Annotated in this window: 14 protein-coding genes and 1 pseudogene; 10 read left to right on the forward strand and 5 right to left on the reverse strand. The window is 60.8% G+C overall.

The genetic code is table 11. The annotated features are described in order from the left end of the window. The first annotated feature begins 77 nt into the window (after positions 1-77). Entirely contained in the window at positions 78-1,769 is a 1,692-nt protein-coding gene (locus tag RV1423_RS11295) for a methyl-accepting chemotaxis protein (protein WP_197034926.1), read from the forward strand. 15 nt (positions 1,770-1,784) lie between these two features. Here the strand turns inward: RV1423_RS11295 and RV1423_RS28520 are convergent, their stop codons facing one another. Then, the gene (locus RV1423_RS28520) at positions 1,785-2,477 is read right to left on the reverse strand and encodes a TetR/AcrR family transcriptional regulator (protein ID WP_081768789.1); all 693 of its coding nucleotides are present in this window, start codon (positions 2,475-2,477) and stop codon (positions 1,785-1,787) included. A 381-nt stretch (positions 2,478-2,858) separates the two neighbouring features. On the opposite strand from RV1423_RS28520, the gene RV1423_RS11305 reads away from it, so the two are divergent. The 3 genes and pseudogenes from RV1423_RS11305 to RV1423_RS30635 all read left to right on the forward strand — a co-directional run. After that, positions 2,859-4,013 (forward strand): branched-chain amino acid ABC transporter substrate-binding protein, encoded by a 1,155-nt coding sequence (locus tag RV1423_RS11305; protein ID WP_034296589.1) that lies wholly within the window; start codon positions 2,859-2,861, stop codon positions 4,011-4,013. A gap of 338 nt (positions 4,014-4,351) precedes the next feature. Beyond that, positions 4,352-4,657, forward strand: a complete 306-nt coding sequence (locus RV1423_RS11310) for a DUF4148 domain-containing protein (protein ID WP_034296591.1) — start codon at positions 4,352-4,354, stop codon at positions 4,655-4,657. A 200-nt stretch (positions 4,658-4,857) separates the two neighbouring features. Further along, positions 4,858-5,025, forward strand: a pseudogene (locus RV1423_RS30635) (porin); the annotation flags it as partial. Between the two features lie 147 nt (positions 5,026-5,172). On the opposite strand, the gene RV1423_RS11315 reads toward RV1423_RS30635, so the two are convergent. Then, positions 5,173-6,072: an IclR family transcriptional regulator C-terminal domain-containing protein gene (locus RV1423_RS11315; RefSeq protein ID WP_034296593.1), complete on the reverse strand. Its 900-nt coding sequence runs from the start codon at positions 6,070-6,072 to the stop codon at positions 5,173-5,175. Between the two features lie 411 nt (positions 6,073-6,483). Between RV1423_RS11315 and RV1423_RS11320 the strand changes: the two genes are divergently transcribed. The 4 genes from RV1423_RS11320 (at position 6,484) to RV1423_RS11335 (ending at position 10,557) form a co-directional block, all read left to right on the forward strand. Further along, a complete protein-coding gene (locus RV1423_RS11320; protein WP_034296594.1) occupies positions 6,484-7,164 on the forward strand; it encodes a 3-oxoacid CoA-transferase subunit A in 681 nt (226 codons plus the stop codon). Beyond that, positions 7,161-7,802 carry a CoA transferase subunit B gene (locus RV1423_RS11325; protein ID WP_034296596.1) on the forward strand — a complete coding sequence of 214 codons (642 nt, stop codon included), beginning with the start codon at positions 7,161-7,163 and terminating at the stop codon, positions 7,800-7,802. The genes RV1423_RS11320 and RV1423_RS11325 overlap by 4 nt, the downstream gene beginning before the upstream one ends. Positions 7,803-7,831: 29 nt before the next feature. Then, complete coding sequence (pcaF, locus tag RV1423_RS11330; protein ID WP_034296598.1) at positions 7,832-9,034, forward strand: 3-oxoadipyl-CoA thiolase; 1,203 nt, start codon at positions 7,832-7,834, stop codon at positions 9,032-9,034. A gap of 332 nt (positions 9,035-9,366) precedes the next feature. Beyond that, positions 9,367-10,557, forward strand: a complete 1,191-nt coding sequence (locus RV1423_RS11335; RefSeq protein WP_231502204.1) for an ABC transporter substrate-binding protein — start codon at positions 9,367-9,369, stop codon at positions 10,555-10,557. Positions 10,558-10,564: 7 nt separating this feature from the next. Here RV1423_RS11335 and RV1423_RS11340 read toward each other — a convergent pair whose 3' ends face one another. Continuing rightward, complete coding sequence (locus RV1423_RS11340) at positions 10,565-11,758, reverse strand: diguanylate cyclase (protein WP_034296602.1); 1,194 nt, start codon at positions 11,756-11,758, stop codon at positions 10,565-10,567. 362 nt (positions 11,759-12,120) lie between these two features. Here RV1423_RS11340 and RV1423_RS11345 point away from each other — a divergent pair, with 362 nt between their 5' ends. Both RV1423_RS11345 and RV1423_RS11350 read left to right on the forward strand, forming a co-directional pair. After that, a complete protein-coding gene (locus RV1423_RS11345) occupies positions 12,121-13,818 on the forward strand; it encodes a methyl-accepting chemotaxis protein (protein WP_034296604.1) in 1,698 nt (565 codons plus the stop codon). A gap of 182 nt (positions 13,819-14,000) precedes the next feature. Beyond that, entirely contained in the window at positions 14,001-15,773 is a 1,773-nt protein-coding gene (locus RV1423_RS11350) for a sensor domain-containing diguanylate cyclase (protein WP_034296605.1), read from the forward strand. Positions 15,774-15,850: 77 nt separating this feature from the next. Here the strand turns inward: RV1423_RS11350 and RV1423_RS11355 are convergent, their stop codons facing one another. Beyond that, complete coding sequence (locus RV1423_RS11355) at positions 15,851-16,123, reverse strand: hypothetical protein (protein ID WP_034296608.1); 273 nt, start codon at positions 16,121-16,123, stop codon at positions 15,851-15,853. A 402-nt stretch (positions 16,124-16,525) separates the two neighbouring features. Further along, positions 16,526-16,816 (reverse strand): DUF4148 domain-containing protein, encoded by a 291-nt coding sequence (locus RV1423_RS11360; protein ID WP_034296610.1) that lies wholly within the window; start codon positions 16,814-16,816, stop codon positions 16,526-16,528. Between the last annotated feature and the right edge of the window lie 170 nt (positions 16,817-16,986).

Genomic DNA, 16,986 nt, shown 5'->3' on the forward strand with positions numbered 1-16,986 from the left:
CACGATCGATTGATCGTGCGTCTTGCTTTGGAAGTTGCGTTTTGGCAAAACAACAAGTCGGCAAGGAGAAAGACAACATGAAGGTGTCGGACATGAAGATAGCGACGCGGCTCGGCATGGGATTCGCCGCGTTGCTGATATTGATGGCGGCGATGTCGGCGGTCGGGATGGTTCGTCTGCGCGAGGTCGGCAACGCCACCGAAATCATGGTCAACGATGCATTGGCCAAGGAAAGACTGGCGACCGAATGGATGAAGATCATTGAAGGCAACGGCATTCGAACACTGGCGCGCATCAAGAGCCCCGACCCCGCCACGCAGAAATACTTTGCCCAGCAGATCGGTGTCCAGACCGTGCGCGCCAACGAGATTTTCAAACAGCTCGAAGCCAGCACGCCGGCCGGCGACAAATTCCTCGCCGACGTCAAGACCCGGCTCGAGCGTTACAAGAACGTGCGCGACGCCGTGCTCAAGAAAAAAGAAAGCGGCGACGAGGAAGGCGTGCGCGACGCCACCGAAAAAGAGTTTGTTCCCGCCATGCTCGGCTATAACGAATCGGTGTTGCGCTTCGTCGACGCGCAAAAGGAGTTCATCAATACATCGGCAGGCGCCATCGCGACGCACTACAACACCGGCCTGATCGTCTTGTCGTCCCTGTCCGCGCTGGGGCTGGCGGTCGGCGCCATCCTTTCGCTGCTGCTGTCGCGCAGCATCGTCAGGCCGCTGACGCGCGCGGTCGACATTGCCCGGACCGTGGCTGCGGGCGACCTGAGAGCCGACATCGCGACGTCGGCAAAAGACGAAACCGGCCAACTGCTGCAGGCGCTCAAGGAAATGAACGAGAACCTGCTCAACACCGTGACTGAAGTACGCGACGGCGCCGTCAACATCGCCGGCGCTTCCGGTCAGATTGCCACCGGCAACCTGGACCTGTCGGCGCGCACGGAACAGCAAGCCAGCGCCTTGCAGCAAACCGCATCCGCCATGGAAGAGCTGACCTCGACGGTGAAGCAGAACGCCGACAATGCGCGCCAGGCGAACCAACTGGCCTTGTCCGCGTCCGCGGTGGCGATCAACGGCGGCGACGTCGTGGCGCAGGTGGTGACGACCATGGGTTCGATCAACGAGTCATCGAAGAAGATCGTCGACATCATCAGCGTGATCGACGGCATCGCCTTCCAGACCAACATTCTCGCGCTGAACGCAGCGGTGGAAGCCGCCCGTGCCGGCGAACAGGGCCGCGGCTTCGCCGTGGTGGCGAGCGAAGTGCGCAGCCTGGCGCAGCGTTCGGCGGCGGCCGCCAAGGAAATCAAGCAACTGATCGACGATTCGGTCGACAAGGTAGGGCAGGGCAGCAAACTGGTCGGACAGGCTGGCGTCACGATGAACGAGATCGTCGTCAGCGTCAGGCGGGTGACAGACATCGTCGGCGAAATCAGCTCGGCCAGCCAGGAGCAGCGCGACGGCATCGAGCAGGTCAATCTCGCCATCACGCAAATGGATGAAGGCACCCAGCAGAACGCCGCTCTGGTCGAAGAAGCCGCTGCCGCGGCGCAGTCATTGCAGGATCAGGCGGCGCGGCTGGAGCGTGTGGTCGGCTTCTTCAAACTGGACAACCAGGTCGTGTTGAAGCCGGCGGCAGCTACTGCGGCCGCAACCGCGCCGCGCATGAAGGATATTGCACCGCTGCCTCGGGCATTGCCGACGGCGGACAAGGACAATCTGCGCTTGCACAATCGCAGCGATGCGGAGGATTGGGAACAGTTCTGACGCCGCCGTCAGGTCTCAGGCGTCGGCTTCGCCCGGCGCCGGTTTGACCCCGCACAGGGCAATCAACATCAGCTTGCGCAGGTGTGAGATGCCGGCGTCGACCTGCGGATGCTCGTCGCTGAGCCAGCGCCGTACCTCGGTCAGGTAGATGGTCATGAATAGCGACGCGATTTCATCGGGGCCGTATTCCGTGCAGATCTTTCCGGCGTCCTGCTTGTTCTTGATGATGGCTGACAGCAGGTCGACGATGCGGCCTCGGCGCGCATAGAAGCGCGCGGTTTCCGGTCCCTGTCCGGTCGAGCCCGACAGGAAGTCGAAGGTCTCTTGCACGGCGGGACGCGACAAACGCGGCTCGCTGGCCCAGTACTGATAGCGCCGGCTGAAAAAATCGGTGAGCTGATCGATCAGGGGCGCGTCCTGCAGCGCGTCGGTCAGTGTCCGGTTCAACTGGTCCAGGTCGTCATTGATGATCATCATCAGCAGGTCGCGTTTGTCCTTGGCGTAGACGAACAAGGTGCCGATGGCGACATCGGCGCGCTCGGCGATTTCACGCGTGGTGGCGGCGTCGTAGCCCTTCTCCAGGAAAACATCACGCGCCGCCTGTTTGATGCGTCGTCGCTTTTCCTGCTTGCCGCGTTCGCGCAAGCCGAGCTTGACCGGTGCTGGTTCTGGTTCCGTGGACGGTGTTGGCGGTATGGATTTGCGCATGAGTGACGGCAGGTTGATCGGCAGCGGAACGAGTGCTGATGAGGCGTTCCGGCCCCGATTATAGCGTGCCGATGGGCGTGAAAATAGTTTGATCAAAATTGATCGCGTATTATTTTTCTCCCCGGGAGCGGCTTCCGGTCTGGATTTGATGCCCAAAGGAAATCTTCCGGATAGCTATCCGACGAAGTCGAAGCCCGTCTCATTCGACAACCCCGGCCGAAGCCTGCATGAGGCCCTGCGCAATCCCGCTGTCCTGCAAGGCCGGAGATGCCCCGTCTTTCGCCCTCATTTTTCCTTTTTGCAACTACTGGAGGCGATGATATAACTGTCCATGTCGCGCGCACACAATTAAACCAGCGCGATGTCGAAAGGACGGGACACATGGAGAAACAAGGCAAGCGCGGCATCCTGCTGCTGGCCGCGGCGGCGCTGCTCGTATTTCAGTTGCCTGATGCGGCAGCCGGAAAGATTGTCTCCATCGGATTTGCCGGGCCGCTCAGCGGTCTCAGCAGCGCCAGTGGAATCAGCATGCTCAATGCCGTCAAAATGGCAGTGGACGATGTCAATAACGCCGATCTCCGCATCAATGGCGAGAAGCTGACGCTCAAATTGCTGGTGCAGGACGACAGGTCCAATCCGCGCATCGCCGAGATGGCCGCGAAGTATTTCGTCAAGAGCGACGTCGCCGGCGTGGTCGGCATTTTCAACAGCGCGGTTGCCGTCAGTTCGTCGGACATTTACCAAAAAGCCGGCATTCCGCATTTCGCCGTCTCCGGCACGCGCCGCTTTACCCAGCAGGGGCATGACGCGGCCTTTCGCATCGCTGCCTATGATGAGCAACGCGCGCATGTGCTCGCGACCTATCTCGCGGAGGAATTGCACAAGATCCGCGTTGCCATCATCCACGACGACAGCGTCTTCGGTCGCGACTACAAGGAAAAGTTTGAAAGCGCCTTCACCAAGCTGGGCGGCAAGATCGTCAGCGTCAATTCGGTCAGCGCCACTACCTACGATTTCAACGACATCCTGAAAGGGATACGCGTCGGCAAGGCCGATTCCATTTTCTTCGGCGGCCTCGGATCGCAGAGCGCCATGCTGGCGCAGAACATGTACCGGCTGGGCATTAACGCCACGCTGGTGACGGCATCGTCGGTGGTCGGTCCGATGTTCCTGCAGACCGCCGGGCCCGGCGCCGAAGGCACGGTCTCGATCATGCCGGGATTTCGTCAGCGCAGGAGCAAGCAGATGGAAGGCTTCGAGAAGAATTACCAGCAACGCTACAACGCCGTCGCAGGACCGTATTCCGCTGTCGCCTACGACCAGGTCCAGGTGCTGGCGGCCGCCGTCGTGCGCGCCGGTTCGGCCAATCCGCGCAAGGTCGGCGCCGCCTTGCACGCAATCAAATACAACGGATTGACGGGGACCGTTTCCTTCGACGCGCATGGCGACCTGCACGAACTGACCTTCTCCACTTATCAGGTAAAGGGATCGGTCTGGACCATGTTCAAGCAGTATCACGTCGGCACCGAGCGATGAGGCGAACGCCGAGACGGTCGTGTCATCTGCAATGAAGAGGTTTTTTCAGCCTGCATCCAGCCTTCATCCGAACACGCATCTTGAAGGCGATACTTCCCGTCGCCGACCCTCTCCGGTATTCGCGGCGAAAGCGGCTTTCAACGCCGTATCGACGTTCTTCCCGTTCTCCTTCCTGTCCTTTCGAAGCAACGATTGTTCCGGAAATAGAAATAGAGCATTGCTTTCATCCCGGTTTTTCTTTGCTGTTGCAACAGATAGGATGTTCTCCATGGTGAACGCAGCGATGAAACAGGATATTCATGGGAATGTCCGGCTGCAGAAACCCGTTGGAGTCAATCATGAACATCAAGAAAATTTCCGCCGCCGTCTTTCTGTTGAGCCTCGCCGGAGCTGTACTGGCAGAAGCACCTTATCCGGAAGACACCAAGTTCGTTTCGACCAAAACTCGCGCGGAGGTCATCGCCGAGCTGGCCCAGGCCCGCGCCAATGGCGAACTGCCGATCAACGACGTTTCCTATCCTGACAAGGCCATCGTTACTGCACCGGTGTCGACCAAAACCCGTGCACAGGTGCTCGAAGAACTGAAGCAGTATCAGCAGGCGCACGCCAACCCAGGTGATGCCGACATGATGTTCCTGCGTTAATTGATGCGCCGTGCATGCCGTTTATCTCGCCAGCGGTCTGGCTCGTGGCGGCAAGCTCATGCTGTGCCGCATCCAAATTACTGTCTTGCGTAGTCATACCGCGACAACGAATATGCTGTCGTGCGAATCTTCAAGATGAAAAAACGCCGTTGATGCAATGCACACCGGCGTTTTGGTCCTGCTCAATTTTTTCGGCCGAGCCGATTTCGACTGCAATGGCGCTGGACGGTCAGGTCACGCGTCTGACGTACAACCTGTCCAAGCGTACGGCGTTGTACAGCTCGCTCGGTTATTAGAAGAACGGCGGCACCGTTGCTACGGGCAAGGAACAGCTCGACATCATGACCGGTATTGGCCACACGTTCTGATGCAAGTCTGAGGAAGTCTTGAGGAGGATAGCGCGTCATCGAACAAGGCGCACCGGCATCCGCAGTATCGACAGGCTCTTATGCTTCGTCTTCAGTCCGGCGACCGCAAAGGTCGTCGGACTGATTTTTTGTGAAGTGCGTCGTCGCTTACGGCAACAGCACGGACAATTCCTGCGAGCCGCGCAACAACACCGGCAGGAACTCTTCCTCCATCTGGCGCCGGCTGACGCGCGCCGCCTGCGCGCCGACGTTCAATGCAGCCAGCACCGTGCCGGAAGCGCCTCGCACCGGTACCGCGATGGAGCGCAATCCAATTTCCAGCTCTTCATCAATGACGGCGTAGCCGGCTTCTCGCACCTCGGCGAGGATGTCGCGCAGGCGCTTTTGCGACACCACGGTCTTGTCGGTGAAGGCGCGCAGCTTGACCTTGTCGAAGTACGCCTTGAGCGCTTCTTCCGTCATATGAGCCAGCATCACGCGTCCGAGCGACGTGCAATATGCAGGCAAGCGGCTGCCTGTATTGAGTGCTACCGACATCACGCGTGCAGTGGCCGAACGCGAGACATACAACACTTCATTGTCATCCAGCACCGCCAGCGAGCAGGATTCATTGAGCGTGCGCGTGATGTTGTTCAGGCAGGGCTGGGCCGATACCGTCAGCGGCGTCGACGACAGATAGGAATAACCCAAGGTCAGGATCTTCGGGCGCAGCGAAAAATTGTTCATCTCGGAGTCGGCATAACCGAGCTGCTTCAATGTATGCAGGCAGCGGCGCACCGCGGCGCGCGGGATGCCGGTCTTCTGGCTGATCTGGGCAATGGTCAGCGTACGGCGGGTGTCGCTGAAGGCGCGCACTACCGCCAGGCCGCGCGCCAGCGACGTCATGAAGTTAGGATCGGTGAGGGCGTCGATTTTTTCGGCAATGGTGAGTTCTTTTTCTTCATTCTGCTCGTCGGCAGCGAGGGCGGCATCGGTATCCGCAATCGCGGACTTTATGGATTTTGCGCCAGTCTTGCGAGGCTTGGCGGGAGCAGGTGTGTTGGACATAGGCGTTCGAAAAATGAGAAAGGGCAATACGCCGGACGGTATGGTCAACGCGAGTGCGTCGGCATGCCAAGGATTCTAATCTGTTGTGCGGATATCGCACAGCCTGTGATGCTTGCTTCGGGTTTCTTCTTGACGCCGCAAGCCGGGTATCGCTACACTAATGTGTGCGAAAAACAAACATTAGTTCGTTTATCGCACACTTTGATTGTATGTGAAAAGATTTGCGTGCGCACGCTTTTTTACTCTGCACAAGAGTCGAAACAGCAGTCTGAAAAGCGCGGGAGCATAGAAAACAAGGTGGAGACAATCCATTCCAGCACGCCCTGGCAGCAGAAAGATATTGTCGGGAGATGGCAGGACAACTTTTATGCATTTGCTGTTCAACGAACGGACTCACGAAAGAGACGCAAGGTGATCGACAAAATTATCGGTTCATTGGAACAAGCCGTGGCCGACATTCATGATGGCGCGACCGTCATGATCGGTGGTTTCGGCAATGCCGGCATGCCGGCGGCGCTGATCGACGCGCTCATTGCACAAGGCGCGCGCGACCTCACCATCGTCAACAACAACGCCGGCAACGGCGACACCGGCCTGGCCGCGCTGCTCAAAGCCAGGCGCGTGAAGAAGATCATTTGCTCCTTCCCGCGCCAGACTGATTCTTACGTATTCGATGCGCTTTACCGGGCCGGCGAAATCGAGCTGGAATTGACGCCGCAAGGCAACCTGGCCGAGCGCATTCGTGCCGCCGGCGCCGGCATCGGCGGCTTTTTTTCGCCCACCGGCTACGGCACCATGCTGGCCGAAGGCAAGGAAACCCGCCTCATCGACGGCCGCCACTATGTGCTGGAGTCTCCGATCCATGCCGACTTTGCGCTGATCAAGGCGCTGCGCGGCGACCGCTGGGGCAACCTGGTGTACCGCAAGACCGCGCGCAACTTCGGTCCCATCATGGCGATGGCCGCCAAGTGCGCCATTGCCCAGGTGAGCGAAGTCGTCGAGCTGGGCGGGCTGGACCCGGAAAACATCATCACGCCGGGCATCTTCGTGCAACGCGTCGTGCTGCAGAAGGCACAGGAGACCAGACCATGAACCGCTTCTCTCGCGATCAGATCGCCGCGCGCGTCGCGCAAGACATTCCCGAAGGCGCCTACGTCAACCTCGGCATCGGCTTGCCGACCAAGGTCGCCAACTACCTGCCGCTGGACAAGGAAGTTTTCCTGCATAGCGAAAACGGCCTGCTCGGCATGGGACCGGCGCCGGCGCCCGGCGAAGAAGACGAAGACCTCATCAACGCCGGCAAGCAGCCGGTGACCTTGCTGACCGGCGGCGCCTACTTCCATCACGGCGACTCATTCGCCATGATGCGCGGCGGCCATCTCGACATCTGCGTGCTGGGCGCCTTTCAGGTGTCCGCGAGCGGCGATCTGGCCAACTGGCATACCGGTGTACCGGACGCGATCCCCGCCGTGGGCGGCGCGATGGATCTGGCCATCGGCGCCAAGCAGGTGTTCGTGATGATGGAGCACCAGACCAAGACCGGCGAGAGCAAGATCGTGTCGCACTGCACATATCCGCTGACCGGCATCGGCTGCGTCAACCGTATCTATACCGATCTGGCCGTGCTCGATGTGACCGGACACGGCTTGCGCGTGCGTGAGATCGTCGAAGGCTTGTCCTTTGAAGAACTGCAAAAGATGACCGATGCGCCCTTGTTGCCCGCAGCGTGATCGAGCAATCCATATGAAGAGAAAACATCATGAATGAAGCCTTTATCTGCGACGCCATCCGGACTCCGATCGGGCGCTACGGCGGCGCGTTGAAAGACGTGCGTGCCGACGACCTCGGCGCAATTCCGTTGCGCGCCCTCATTGCACGCAATCCGCAAGTCGACTGGAACGCCGTCGACGACGTCATCTTCGGCTGTGCCAACCAGGCCGGCGAAGACAATCGCAATGTTGCGCGCATGTCCTCGTTGCTGGCGGGGCTGCCGCAGTCGGTGCCGGGCACCACGATCAATCGTCTGTGCGGCTCCGGCATGGATGCCGTCGGCACGGCGGCGCGCGCGATCAAGTCGGGTGAAGCGCAACTGATGCTGGCCGGCGGCGTCGAGTCGATGACGCGTGCGCCGTTTGTCATGGGCAAGGCCGACAGCGCCTTCTCGCGCAATGCCAATATCTACGACACCACCATCGGCTGGCGCTTTCCGAATCCGCAGATGAAGGCGCTCTACGGCACCGACTCCATGCCGGAAACCGGCGAGAACGTCGCCGACGACTTCAGGATCAGCCGTCTCGATCAGGACAGGTTCGCCGTCGCCAGCCAGGCCAAGGCCGCTGCGGCACAGGCCAACGGCACGCTGGCGCAGGAAATCACGCCGGTTGTAATTCCGCAGAAAAAGGGCGACGCCGTCACCGTCGCCAATGACGAACACCCGCGCGCCACCAGCATGGAAGCGCTGGCAAAACTGAAAGGCGTGGTGCGCGCCGACGGTAGCGTGACGGCGGGCAACGCCTCCGGCGTCAACGATGGCGCATGCGCCTTGCTGCTGGCGAGTGCCGACGCGGTCAGGCAATACGGCCTGACGCCGCGTGCGCGTATCGTCGGCATGGCGACGGCCGGCGTCGCGCCGCGCGTCATGGGCATCGGTCCCGCGCCTGCGACCAGGAAACTGCTGCAACAGGTCAGCCTGACGATCGGGCAAATGGACGTGATCGAACTGAACGAAGCATTTGCATCGCAAGGCCTGGCGGTGCTGCGTGAACTCGGCGTCGCAGACGACGACCCGCGCGTCAATCCGAACGGCGGCGCAATTGCGCTCGGCCACCCGCTCGGCATGAGCGGCGCGCGCCTGATCACCACTGCAATGTATCAGTTGCAACGCAGCGGCGGCCGCCACGCCTTGTGCACCATGTGCATCGGCGTCGGTCAGGGTATTGCGACGCTCATTGAGCGCGTCTGAGGTTATCGATACCCGTTGCGACGCAAGAAGATAGAAGCGAAGACAAAACCGCCTGCCTCGAAGAGTCACGAAAATACAGAGCAGCGTTTGCGCAAGAGATTGAGAGGAGGCCTCGCCCTTCCAGCAGCAGATCCAGCGCGCGGAACTCGATAATGTGGTCAATTCGCGCGCCTTGTCGGCGACATTGGCGGAGAATTACGTGGGTACGTTCTAAGCGGGCCTGCCCGCCCGGATATCTTGCGCCGCGCGGGCAATGCCTGTGAGACACGGCGGGGGTCGTTATACTTATCTCCTTTATAGAGAACAAGACCATGAACTCGCGCATCCACTTCATGCAATACGCCCTCGCGGCTGCCTGCCTGGCAGGCATGATCACTGCCGACGCCTCGGCCCAGGCCACCATCAGGATCGGTGAAATCAACAGCTACAAGGCGCAGCCCGCTTTCCTCGAACCGTATCGCCAGGGTTGGGAAATGGCGCTGGAAGAGATCAACAACGGCGGCGGCGTGCTGGGCAAGAAGCTGGAAGTGATTTCGCGCGACGACAACGGCAATCCGGGCGATTCGGTGCGCGTGGCCGAAGAACTGGTCAAGCGCGAGCAGGTGTCGCTGCTGTTCGGCGGCTTCTTGTCCAACACCGGCCTGGCGCTGACCGACTACGCGAAGCAGCGCAAGATATTTTTCCTCGCGGCCGAGCCGCTGACCGACAAGATCGTCTGGCACAACGGCAACAAGTACACCTACCGCCTGCGTCCTTCGACCTACATGCTGGTGGCGTCGCTGGTCAAGGAAGCGGCCAAGCTCAAGAAGAAGCGTTGGGCCATCGTCTATCCCAATTATGAATACGGCCAGTCCGCCGTGGCCAGCTTCAAGACGCTGATGAAAGCGGCGCAGCCGGACATCGAATTCGTCGCCGAACAGGCGCCGCCGCTGGGCAAGATCGACGCCGGCGCGGTCACGCAGGCGCTGGCCGACGCCAAGCCGGACGCGATCTTCAACGTGCTGTTTGCGACCGACCTCGGCAAGTTCGTGCGCGACGGCAATACGCGCGGCTTGTTCGAAGGACGTGAAGTCGTTTCGCTGCTGTCCGGTGAGCCGGAATACCTCGATCCGCTACGCGCCGAAGCGCCGTCGAACTGGCTGGTCACCGGCTATCCCTGGTACGCCATCAACACGCCCGAGCACAAGAAGTTCGTCGACGCCTATCGCAAAAAATACAACGACTATCCGCGCAACGGCTCGCTGGTCGGCTATAGCGCGTTGATGTCGATCGCGGCGGGGTTGAAGAAGGCCGGCAGCGCCGATTCGGACAAACTGGCGGCAGCGTTTTCAGGTCTGAGGGTCGAGACGCCGGTGGCGTCCATCGTCTATCGCGCGCAGGATCATCAGTCGACGCTGGGCGCTTTCGTCGGGCGCACCGGCGTCAAGGACGGCAAGGGCATCATGTCCAGCTTCGTCTATGTGGACGGCTCCAGCTTGCAGCCTTCGGACGCCGAAGTGAAGAAGCTGCGCGCAGCGGACTGATCCGGCGTCAGGCCAGCGCTGCATTTCCGGCGCCGGCCGCATCGGACGGCTGCTCGGCGTCGCACAGCGATACGCGATTGCGTCCGCTGTTCTTGGCGATGTACAGCGCGCGGTCGGCGCGTGCATTCAGGCGGTCCACCGTTTCGCTACGAACTGCCGTGGCGATGCCGATGCTGATGCTGTAGCGGCACTCGCCGAATTCGCCGCAGACCACCTGTTGTTCCGCATGCATGCGCAAGGACTCGCCCACCCCGTTTGCTTCGGCCTGGGCGGTTGCCGGCAACAGCAGCCCGAATTCTTCCCCGCCCAGTCGTCCCAACGCGTCGCCCGGTCGCATGAAGCCGCACGTCATCTGCACGAATGCGCGCAACACTTCGTCGCCGCCGGCATGGCCATAAGTGTCGTTGATGCGCTTGAAGTGATCCAGGTCGATCAGCAGCAGCGTCACCGGCCGCGTGGGCTGCGCCGCTTCCAGCAGTTTGCGCGAGACGGTTTCAAAACGCCTGCGCGACAAGGCGCCGGTCAGGTGGTCGTGATTGACTGCCTCTTCGACGCTGGCCATCATGTTGTCGTGGACCATCATGACGGCAATCATGGTCAGGGTCGGCATGATGATGGAGCCGACGGTCAGCAAGCCGATGTTCCACATGTTGTTGAGCGCGAGCGCCGCTTCGGCCTGCGGCACCGGAAGGAAATACAGGCCGCGCGCGATTTGCGTCGCGGCGAACAGCAGCGCCATCACGGCGGCGAACCAGAAGTTGTATGGGCTGCGATCGGCCGGGCGATGGCGCAGCAGGATCGCGGAGATAGCCAGGCAGATCGCGGCGCTGAAGGCGCTGCTGGCGACCACGCGCATCGGCAGGTTTTCTTCGAGGTAATGCCAGCCCGCCATCGCCGCGCCCACCAGCACGACTCCCGCGAGCAGCCGCAACCAAGGCACGGGCCGGTTCAAAAAGCGCGCGCAGCCGGCGTAGTAGAGCGCGCCCGCAAGCGCCAGCACGGTATTGGCGACGACGATGGAAGCGAAGTCGGAAATCGATCCGCGCAACGCCAGCAGCGGCAATGAAATGACCATCGCCAGATTGGCCGCGAACCACTCCCGCACGCCGGCTACCGGTGAGCGTAACAGGGACCCTAGCACCAACAGCATTGCGAGGCTGAACAAGGCGGTGGTGGTCAGGATCGAGGCAACAGTAAGCATGATGTACGGCAATATATAGGATAACTACGCATCATAGTTCGCAAAAATGACAAGGCATAGATTGAGATGCTTCCGTGCAGACGCGGCGACCGCCATTTTCTCTTCATCGCCCATCGGCTGCGCGCCGATCTGATTTGTACAGGATGCGTTCTGCAACCGAAAATCCGAGGCAAGTCCGCGTCCGGCTTGTGCGCCGGTAAAAAGCTATTGAATTGATTCAAACTATCAATTTTCTCTAATTGCAGGTTCTCTCTAGAATTGCTTTCCGTAAAGTCTGCTTTGCATCCCAGCGTGCAAATCGCGGGAAAAATATGACAGGCGCCAGCCGTCGGGCCGGTGCATAACCTTCAGGGAGCATTACCATGAGTCAATCTTCACGGCCTGCGATCAGCGTCGCAGCGCGCCTCGGCATCAGCTTCGCCATCGTGCTGGCAATGATGCTGGCGCTGACCGTCCTCAGCATCATGAAGGTCAACGCCATCGAAGGCAGCCTCAGCACCGTCAGCGACGACAACAACGTCAAGCAGCGTTACGCCATCAACTTCCGCGGCAGCGTGCATGACCGCGCCATTGCCTTGCGCGACCTGACCCTGGTCGGCGACGCGGAGGTCAGCGACGTGGTCGGACTGATTGCCAAACTGGACGGCGATTACCAGAAATCGGCGCAGCCGCTGGACGCCATTTTCGCTGGCGAACCGGGCAGGAAAGTCCGTCCCGAAGAGCGCGCCGACCTGAGCACGATCAAGGCCATCGAAGCGCGCGCCATGCCGCTGGTGCAAAAGATCATCGCCGCGCGCACCTCGGGCGACATCGACGGCGCGCGTCAGATCATGCTGCAACAAGGCAAGCCGGCCTTCATCGAATGGCTGGCTGCAATCAACAAATTCATCGACCTGGAGGAACAAATGACGCAGACCGAGTCGGCCCGGGCGCGCAGCGTCGCGCATGGATTCCAGGCGCTGATGCTGGTGCTTCTGGCCATCGCCATGGCGACCGGCGTGGTGCTGGCGACCCTGATCACCCGCCACATCCGCCGCGCGCTCGGCGCCGAACCGGCGCAAGTCAAGGAACTGGCCTTTGCCGTCGACCGCGGCGAGCTTTACCACGCCATCGAGCAGGACAATGACCTCGGCAAAGGACGCGACAGCATCATGGCCGCACTGTCCGAAATGAGCGGCAACCTGCGCCGCACCGTCAGCGAAGTACGCGACGCCGCCAACGGCGTGACCGAGATCAGCGCCCAGATCGCCGAAGGCAACCGCGACCTCGCCGCGCGCACCGAAGACCAGGCCGCTTCGCTCGAAGAAACCGCTTCGGCCATGGAACAACTGACCGCCACCGTCAAGCAGAACGACGACAATGCCAGGCAAGCCAGCCAGTTGGCGCGCAACGCTTCCGAGATCGCCATGCAGGGCGGCGCCATCGTCGGCCAGGTGGTGGATACCATGGACTCGATCAACACCTCCTCGCGCAAGATCGTCGACATCATCGGCGTGATCGACGGCATCGCCTTCCAGACCAACATCCTGGCGCTCAACGCGGCGGTGGAAGCCGCACGCGCCGGCGAGCAGGGACGCGGCTTTGCCGTGGTGGCGACCGAAGTGCGCAACCTCGCGCAACGCAGCTCGGCCGCCGCCAGGGAAATCAAATCGCTGATCGACGACTCGGTCGAGAAGGTCGACACCGGCGCCAGACTGGTCGGGCAAGCCGGCGAAACCATGGAGCAGATCGTCGCCAGCGTGAAGCACGTCACCGACGTCGTCGGCGAAATTTCCGCTGCCGGCCACGAACAAAGCATCGGCATCGAGGAAGTGCACCGCGCCATTGCCCTGATGGATCAGGTCACCCAGCAGAACGCCGCCTTGGTGGAGCAGGCTAGCGCCGCCGTCGGCACCTTGCAGGATCAGGCTGTCAGGCTCAACCAGGCGGTCGGCGTGTTCAGCCTGGAAGACCCGGCGCTGGCCGGTTCGGCCAGGATCCTGCCGCTGCGCCCGGTCGGCGCCGCGGCCAAGGTGATCAATCCGGCTCCGCAGCTCAAGGACCAGCGCCGCAGCGCATAAGACCTCTGTCCCGCAGGCAGCACCTGCGGCTGGCGTCTCGTCGATTTTCAACCGTCGGAGCGGCTTGGCTGATCGTCACTATTTTGCTTCGCCTCCTCTTCATTTTGTCGGTCGGCCAGCCGATAACGGCTGGTAGGTTCGCCATGCGTGGCGACCGACAGAACAATCCGAGGGGGCGATGCATGATCCAATTACTCCGTTCATCGTCTTCTCTGGCGAAGGTGCTGATCCTGCCGTTTGTCGTCCTGATACTGGCGTTGTCGCTGCTGGTTGGCCTGCTGTCCTATCTGGCAGGCCGCCATGCGGTGGTCGCGGTGGCCGAGCAAATGCTGGGGCAGACCGCCGAGCGCGTCGCTCTTACCGTCGAACGCCATGTCGCGGGTGCGGCGACCGTGCTGGAATCGGCGTTTCCGCGCGGAATGCCGGCGGCGGTCGATGTCAACACCGGTCTTGATGCACTCCGCTCGCGCTTCTGGATTGCCACTTCGCTGCACCCCGAGTTGAATAATTACGTCTATTACGGCAATCGCAGCGGGGACTTTGTCGGCCTGTTCCGTTACAGCGCCGAGGATGCCGAATTGCGCGTCAAGCGCGCCGCCGTCGACTTTCGCAGCGCCTATCGTTTCGACGGTATCGACGGCCAGCTCAGCATGCCGAAGAACGACAGCACCGATTTCGACCCGCGCACGCGGCCCTGGTATGCCGCCGGGCAGAACAGCGATCGCGACACCTGGAGCCAGATCTACATCAATTATTGGGACAAGGACCTGGTCGCCACCCGGGCGCGTCGCGTCCTGGCGGCAAACGGCCAGTTCGAAGGCGTCGTCGCCACCGACGTCTCGCTCAAGGCGCTCAACGATTTCGTCAGGGACCTGCACGTCAGCCAGCACGGCGTCGCCTTCATCATGGAAGCCGACGGCAACCTGATCGCCTCTTCCGAAGGCGAGAACATCTATAGCAGCCGGCAAGGCCAGGTCGGGCGCCTGGACGCCGGGCACAGCCAGAGCCTGATCATCAGGAATGCCTATGCCACGCTGCAAAAGCATCTGGCCGAAGCAGAGAATATCGGCGGCGTCGACAGTACGTTCACCTTTGAGGGCAAAGACGGTGAAACGATCTACGCCGCCTACGCATGGGTGCGCGACAACGCCGGGCTGTCATGGATCGCGGTGATTGCGGTGCCGCGCGGCGACTTCCTTGAAACGCTGGATACGAATGCGCGCTGGACCGTGGTGATCGCCGTGCTGGCCATCGTCATTGCGCTCGCGTTCGGCCTCGGTATCGTGCGCTGGGTGGTGCGCGACGTGCGCCGCCTTTCGCTTGCGGCGGCGCGTATCGGCAAGGGGCAGATGAACGTGGCATTGAAGATCGAGCGGCGCGACGAGATCGGCCAACTGGCGCGCAGCTTCATGGAAATGCAGAGCGAACTGAGCACCGACAAGCTGACCGGCGTTACCAGCCGCGGCGCCTTGCTGCGCTATCTCGACGCTGCCGTCCACAAGCGCGGCCGGCGCGCCGCCGAGCTGTTTGAAAAATTCACCGTGATGTTCATCGACCTCAATCGCTTCAAGGCCATCAACGACAAACTCGGCCACGAATACGGCGACCTCACCCTGATCGAAGTGGGCCAGCGTCTGCGAACCATCATGCGCGAGGATGACGTCGTCGCGCGCTTCGGCGGCGATGAATTCGTGCTGGTGTTCTGGGGCATCGCCGATGCAGCCTTCGCCGACAAGGTGCGCAAGAAAATCGAAGAGGCGCTGGCGCCGCCGCTGCTGTGCCTGCAAGACGTCGAAGGCGCCGCCGGCATGACCGTGGGGGCCTCCATCGGTGTGTCTTTCTATCCGCAGGACGGCCAGGACGTCGAGACGCTGATCAAGCTCGCCGATCACGGCATGTACGAAGACAAGGCGGCTGGACGCAAGGACGAGAGAGACGGCGGTGTGAGGCGCTGAAATCTTCGACGAGAAGTCAAAAATCCCCGCAGGGCGACCTGCGGGGATTTTTTGCGTGGGTGTTGCGCGTAAACTATTTACTTTTTATAACTATAGATGCCGATGCGCGCATTCGGATCGATCTGGCGGAGATAAAGCTGATACGTATCGCCACTGCTGGTCTTGAGCTTGGCCATCTTGGTTTGTTTGCAACATGACGGGCAGGCCACTTTCTTTTCCTGTATCGGACGCGCGTCCGGCGACAGTTGCAACATGAGCTGGCCGCAGTGCGGGCACGCCAGACTGATATCTTGCGCATAAACGGTCGCGTGGGCTTTCGCGGGGGTGTTGCCCGGAGTGTTCGATTTCATGGTCGATTATTCTTATAAGGGTTGCCGGAGAAAACCAAAGTCGGTAAACGAAACTCCCGAATCCATGTGGAGCAAGTCGGTGAATGTATCACATTTTATTGACGTGTCCATGCGATTGGCGGAACCCTCCGTTTCGTCTTGTTTTTATATACGCGGCTCATCGCGCGAGATGAGGGGCACGCGGAAAATAATTTGATGGAAGAAGTACGGAATCCGGCCGAAAATTCGGCACCGCGACTTCCGCTCACGCGGCAGCGACGAGCGAAGGAATGCGGAGAATTGCAGGCACTGCGGAGGCAACGGCGAGCGTCACTGCATGGACACGAACGGTGGCGGCGTTACTATCCGCCGGCGACGCATGGCCGCGGCGGATCGTCTGTCATCGGCATGTGCGAGAGTCGATTAATACGAAGAACTGTTGATGTAGTTGGCGCGGGCGACGTTGCCGCCGGCCTGGTTCAGTTCGGCGATGACTTCAGCGCGTGTTTTGGTGGATGCGACAGGTTGGGGATTGAAAGTGTCTTCATAGTTCTTGCGACCGAGATTGCCGCCGGCTTGCTGGACTTCTGCAATGACTTCGGCGCGGGTCTTGGTGGAAACGAAGGGTTTCTCGGCTGGATAAGGCGTTTCGGCGAGTGCGGAGCCGGCAGCGGCGATCAGGGCGGTGGCGGCGATGATTTTTGCGATGTTCATTTTCAATTCTCTCTGATAAAGGTTGAAGCCGGAGGCGGCTCATGACCGATATAGGGTTGCGGTTTCGTTTTGCAACCATCTTCGCGAGAGTTATGGGAAAATAGAATGACTGATATAACCACGGCATGTCATCGCATGCCGGATTGTTCTCGAAATGGGAACACAGAATC

It is taken from the genome of Herbaspirillum sp. RV1423 (assembly GCF_000577615.1).
In the GTDB taxonomy this organism is placed as follows: Bacteria; Pseudomonadota; Gammaproteobacteria; order Burkholderiales; family Burkholderiaceae_D; genus Herbaspirillum.

What these genes read in the sequence shown, in the direction of transcription:
- RV1423_RS11345 (WP_034296604.1), top strand. Translation starts at nt 12,121, where the DNA reads ATGAGTCAATCTTCACGGCCTGCGATCAGCGTCGCAGCGCGCCTCGGC.
- RV1423_RS11360 (WP_034296610.1), bottom strand. Translation starts at nt 16,816, where the DNA reads ATGAACATCGCAAAAATCATCGCCGCCACCGCCCTGATCGCCGCTGCC.
- RV1423_RS11295 (WP_197034926.1), top strand. Translation starts at nt 78, where the DNA reads ATGAAGGTGTCGGACATGAAGATAGCGACGCGGCTCGGCATGGGATTC.
- RV1423_RS11325 (WP_034296596.1), top strand. Translation starts at nt 7,161, where the DNA reads ATGAACCGCTTCTCTCGCGATCAGATCGCCGCGCGCGTCGCGCAAGAC.
- RV1423_RS11305 (WP_034296589.1), top strand. Translation starts at nt 2,859, where the DNA reads ATGGAGAAACAAGGCAAGCGCGGCATCCTGCTGCTGGCCGCGGCGGCG.
- RV1423_RS11315 (WP_034296593.1), bottom strand. Translation starts at nt 6,072, where the DNA reads ATGTCCAACACACCTGCTCCCGCCAAGCCTCGCAAGACTGGCGCAAAA.
- RV1423_RS11335 (WP_231502204.1), top strand. Translation starts at nt 9,367, where the DNA reads ATGCAATACGCCCTCGCGGCTGCCTGCCTGGCAGGCATGATCACTGCC.
- RV1423_RS11355 (WP_034296608.1), bottom strand. Translation starts at nt 16,123, where the DNA reads ATGAAATCGAACACTCCGGGCAACACCCCCGCGAAAGCCCACGCGACC.
- RV1423_RS11340 (WP_034296602.1), bottom strand. Translation starts at nt 11,758, where the DNA reads ATGCTTACTGTTGCCTCGATCCTGACCACCACCGCCTTGTTCAGCCTC.
- RV1423_RS11350 (WP_034296605.1), top strand. Translation starts at nt 14,001, where the DNA reads ATGATCCAATTACTCCGTTCATCGTCTTCTCTGGCGAAGGTGCTGATC.
- RV1423_RS28520 (WP_081768789.1), bottom strand. Translation starts at nt 2,477, where the DNA reads ATGCGCAAATCCATACCGCCAACACCGTCCACGGAACCAGAACCAGCA.
- pcaF (WP_034296598.1), top strand. Translation starts at nt 7,832, where the DNA reads ATGAATGAAGCCTTTATCTGCGACGCCATCCGGACTCCGATCGGGCGC.
- RV1423_RS11310 (WP_034296591.1), top strand. Translation starts at nt 4,352, where the DNA reads ATGAACATCAAGAAAATTTCCGCCGCCGTCTTTCTGTTGAGCCTCGCC.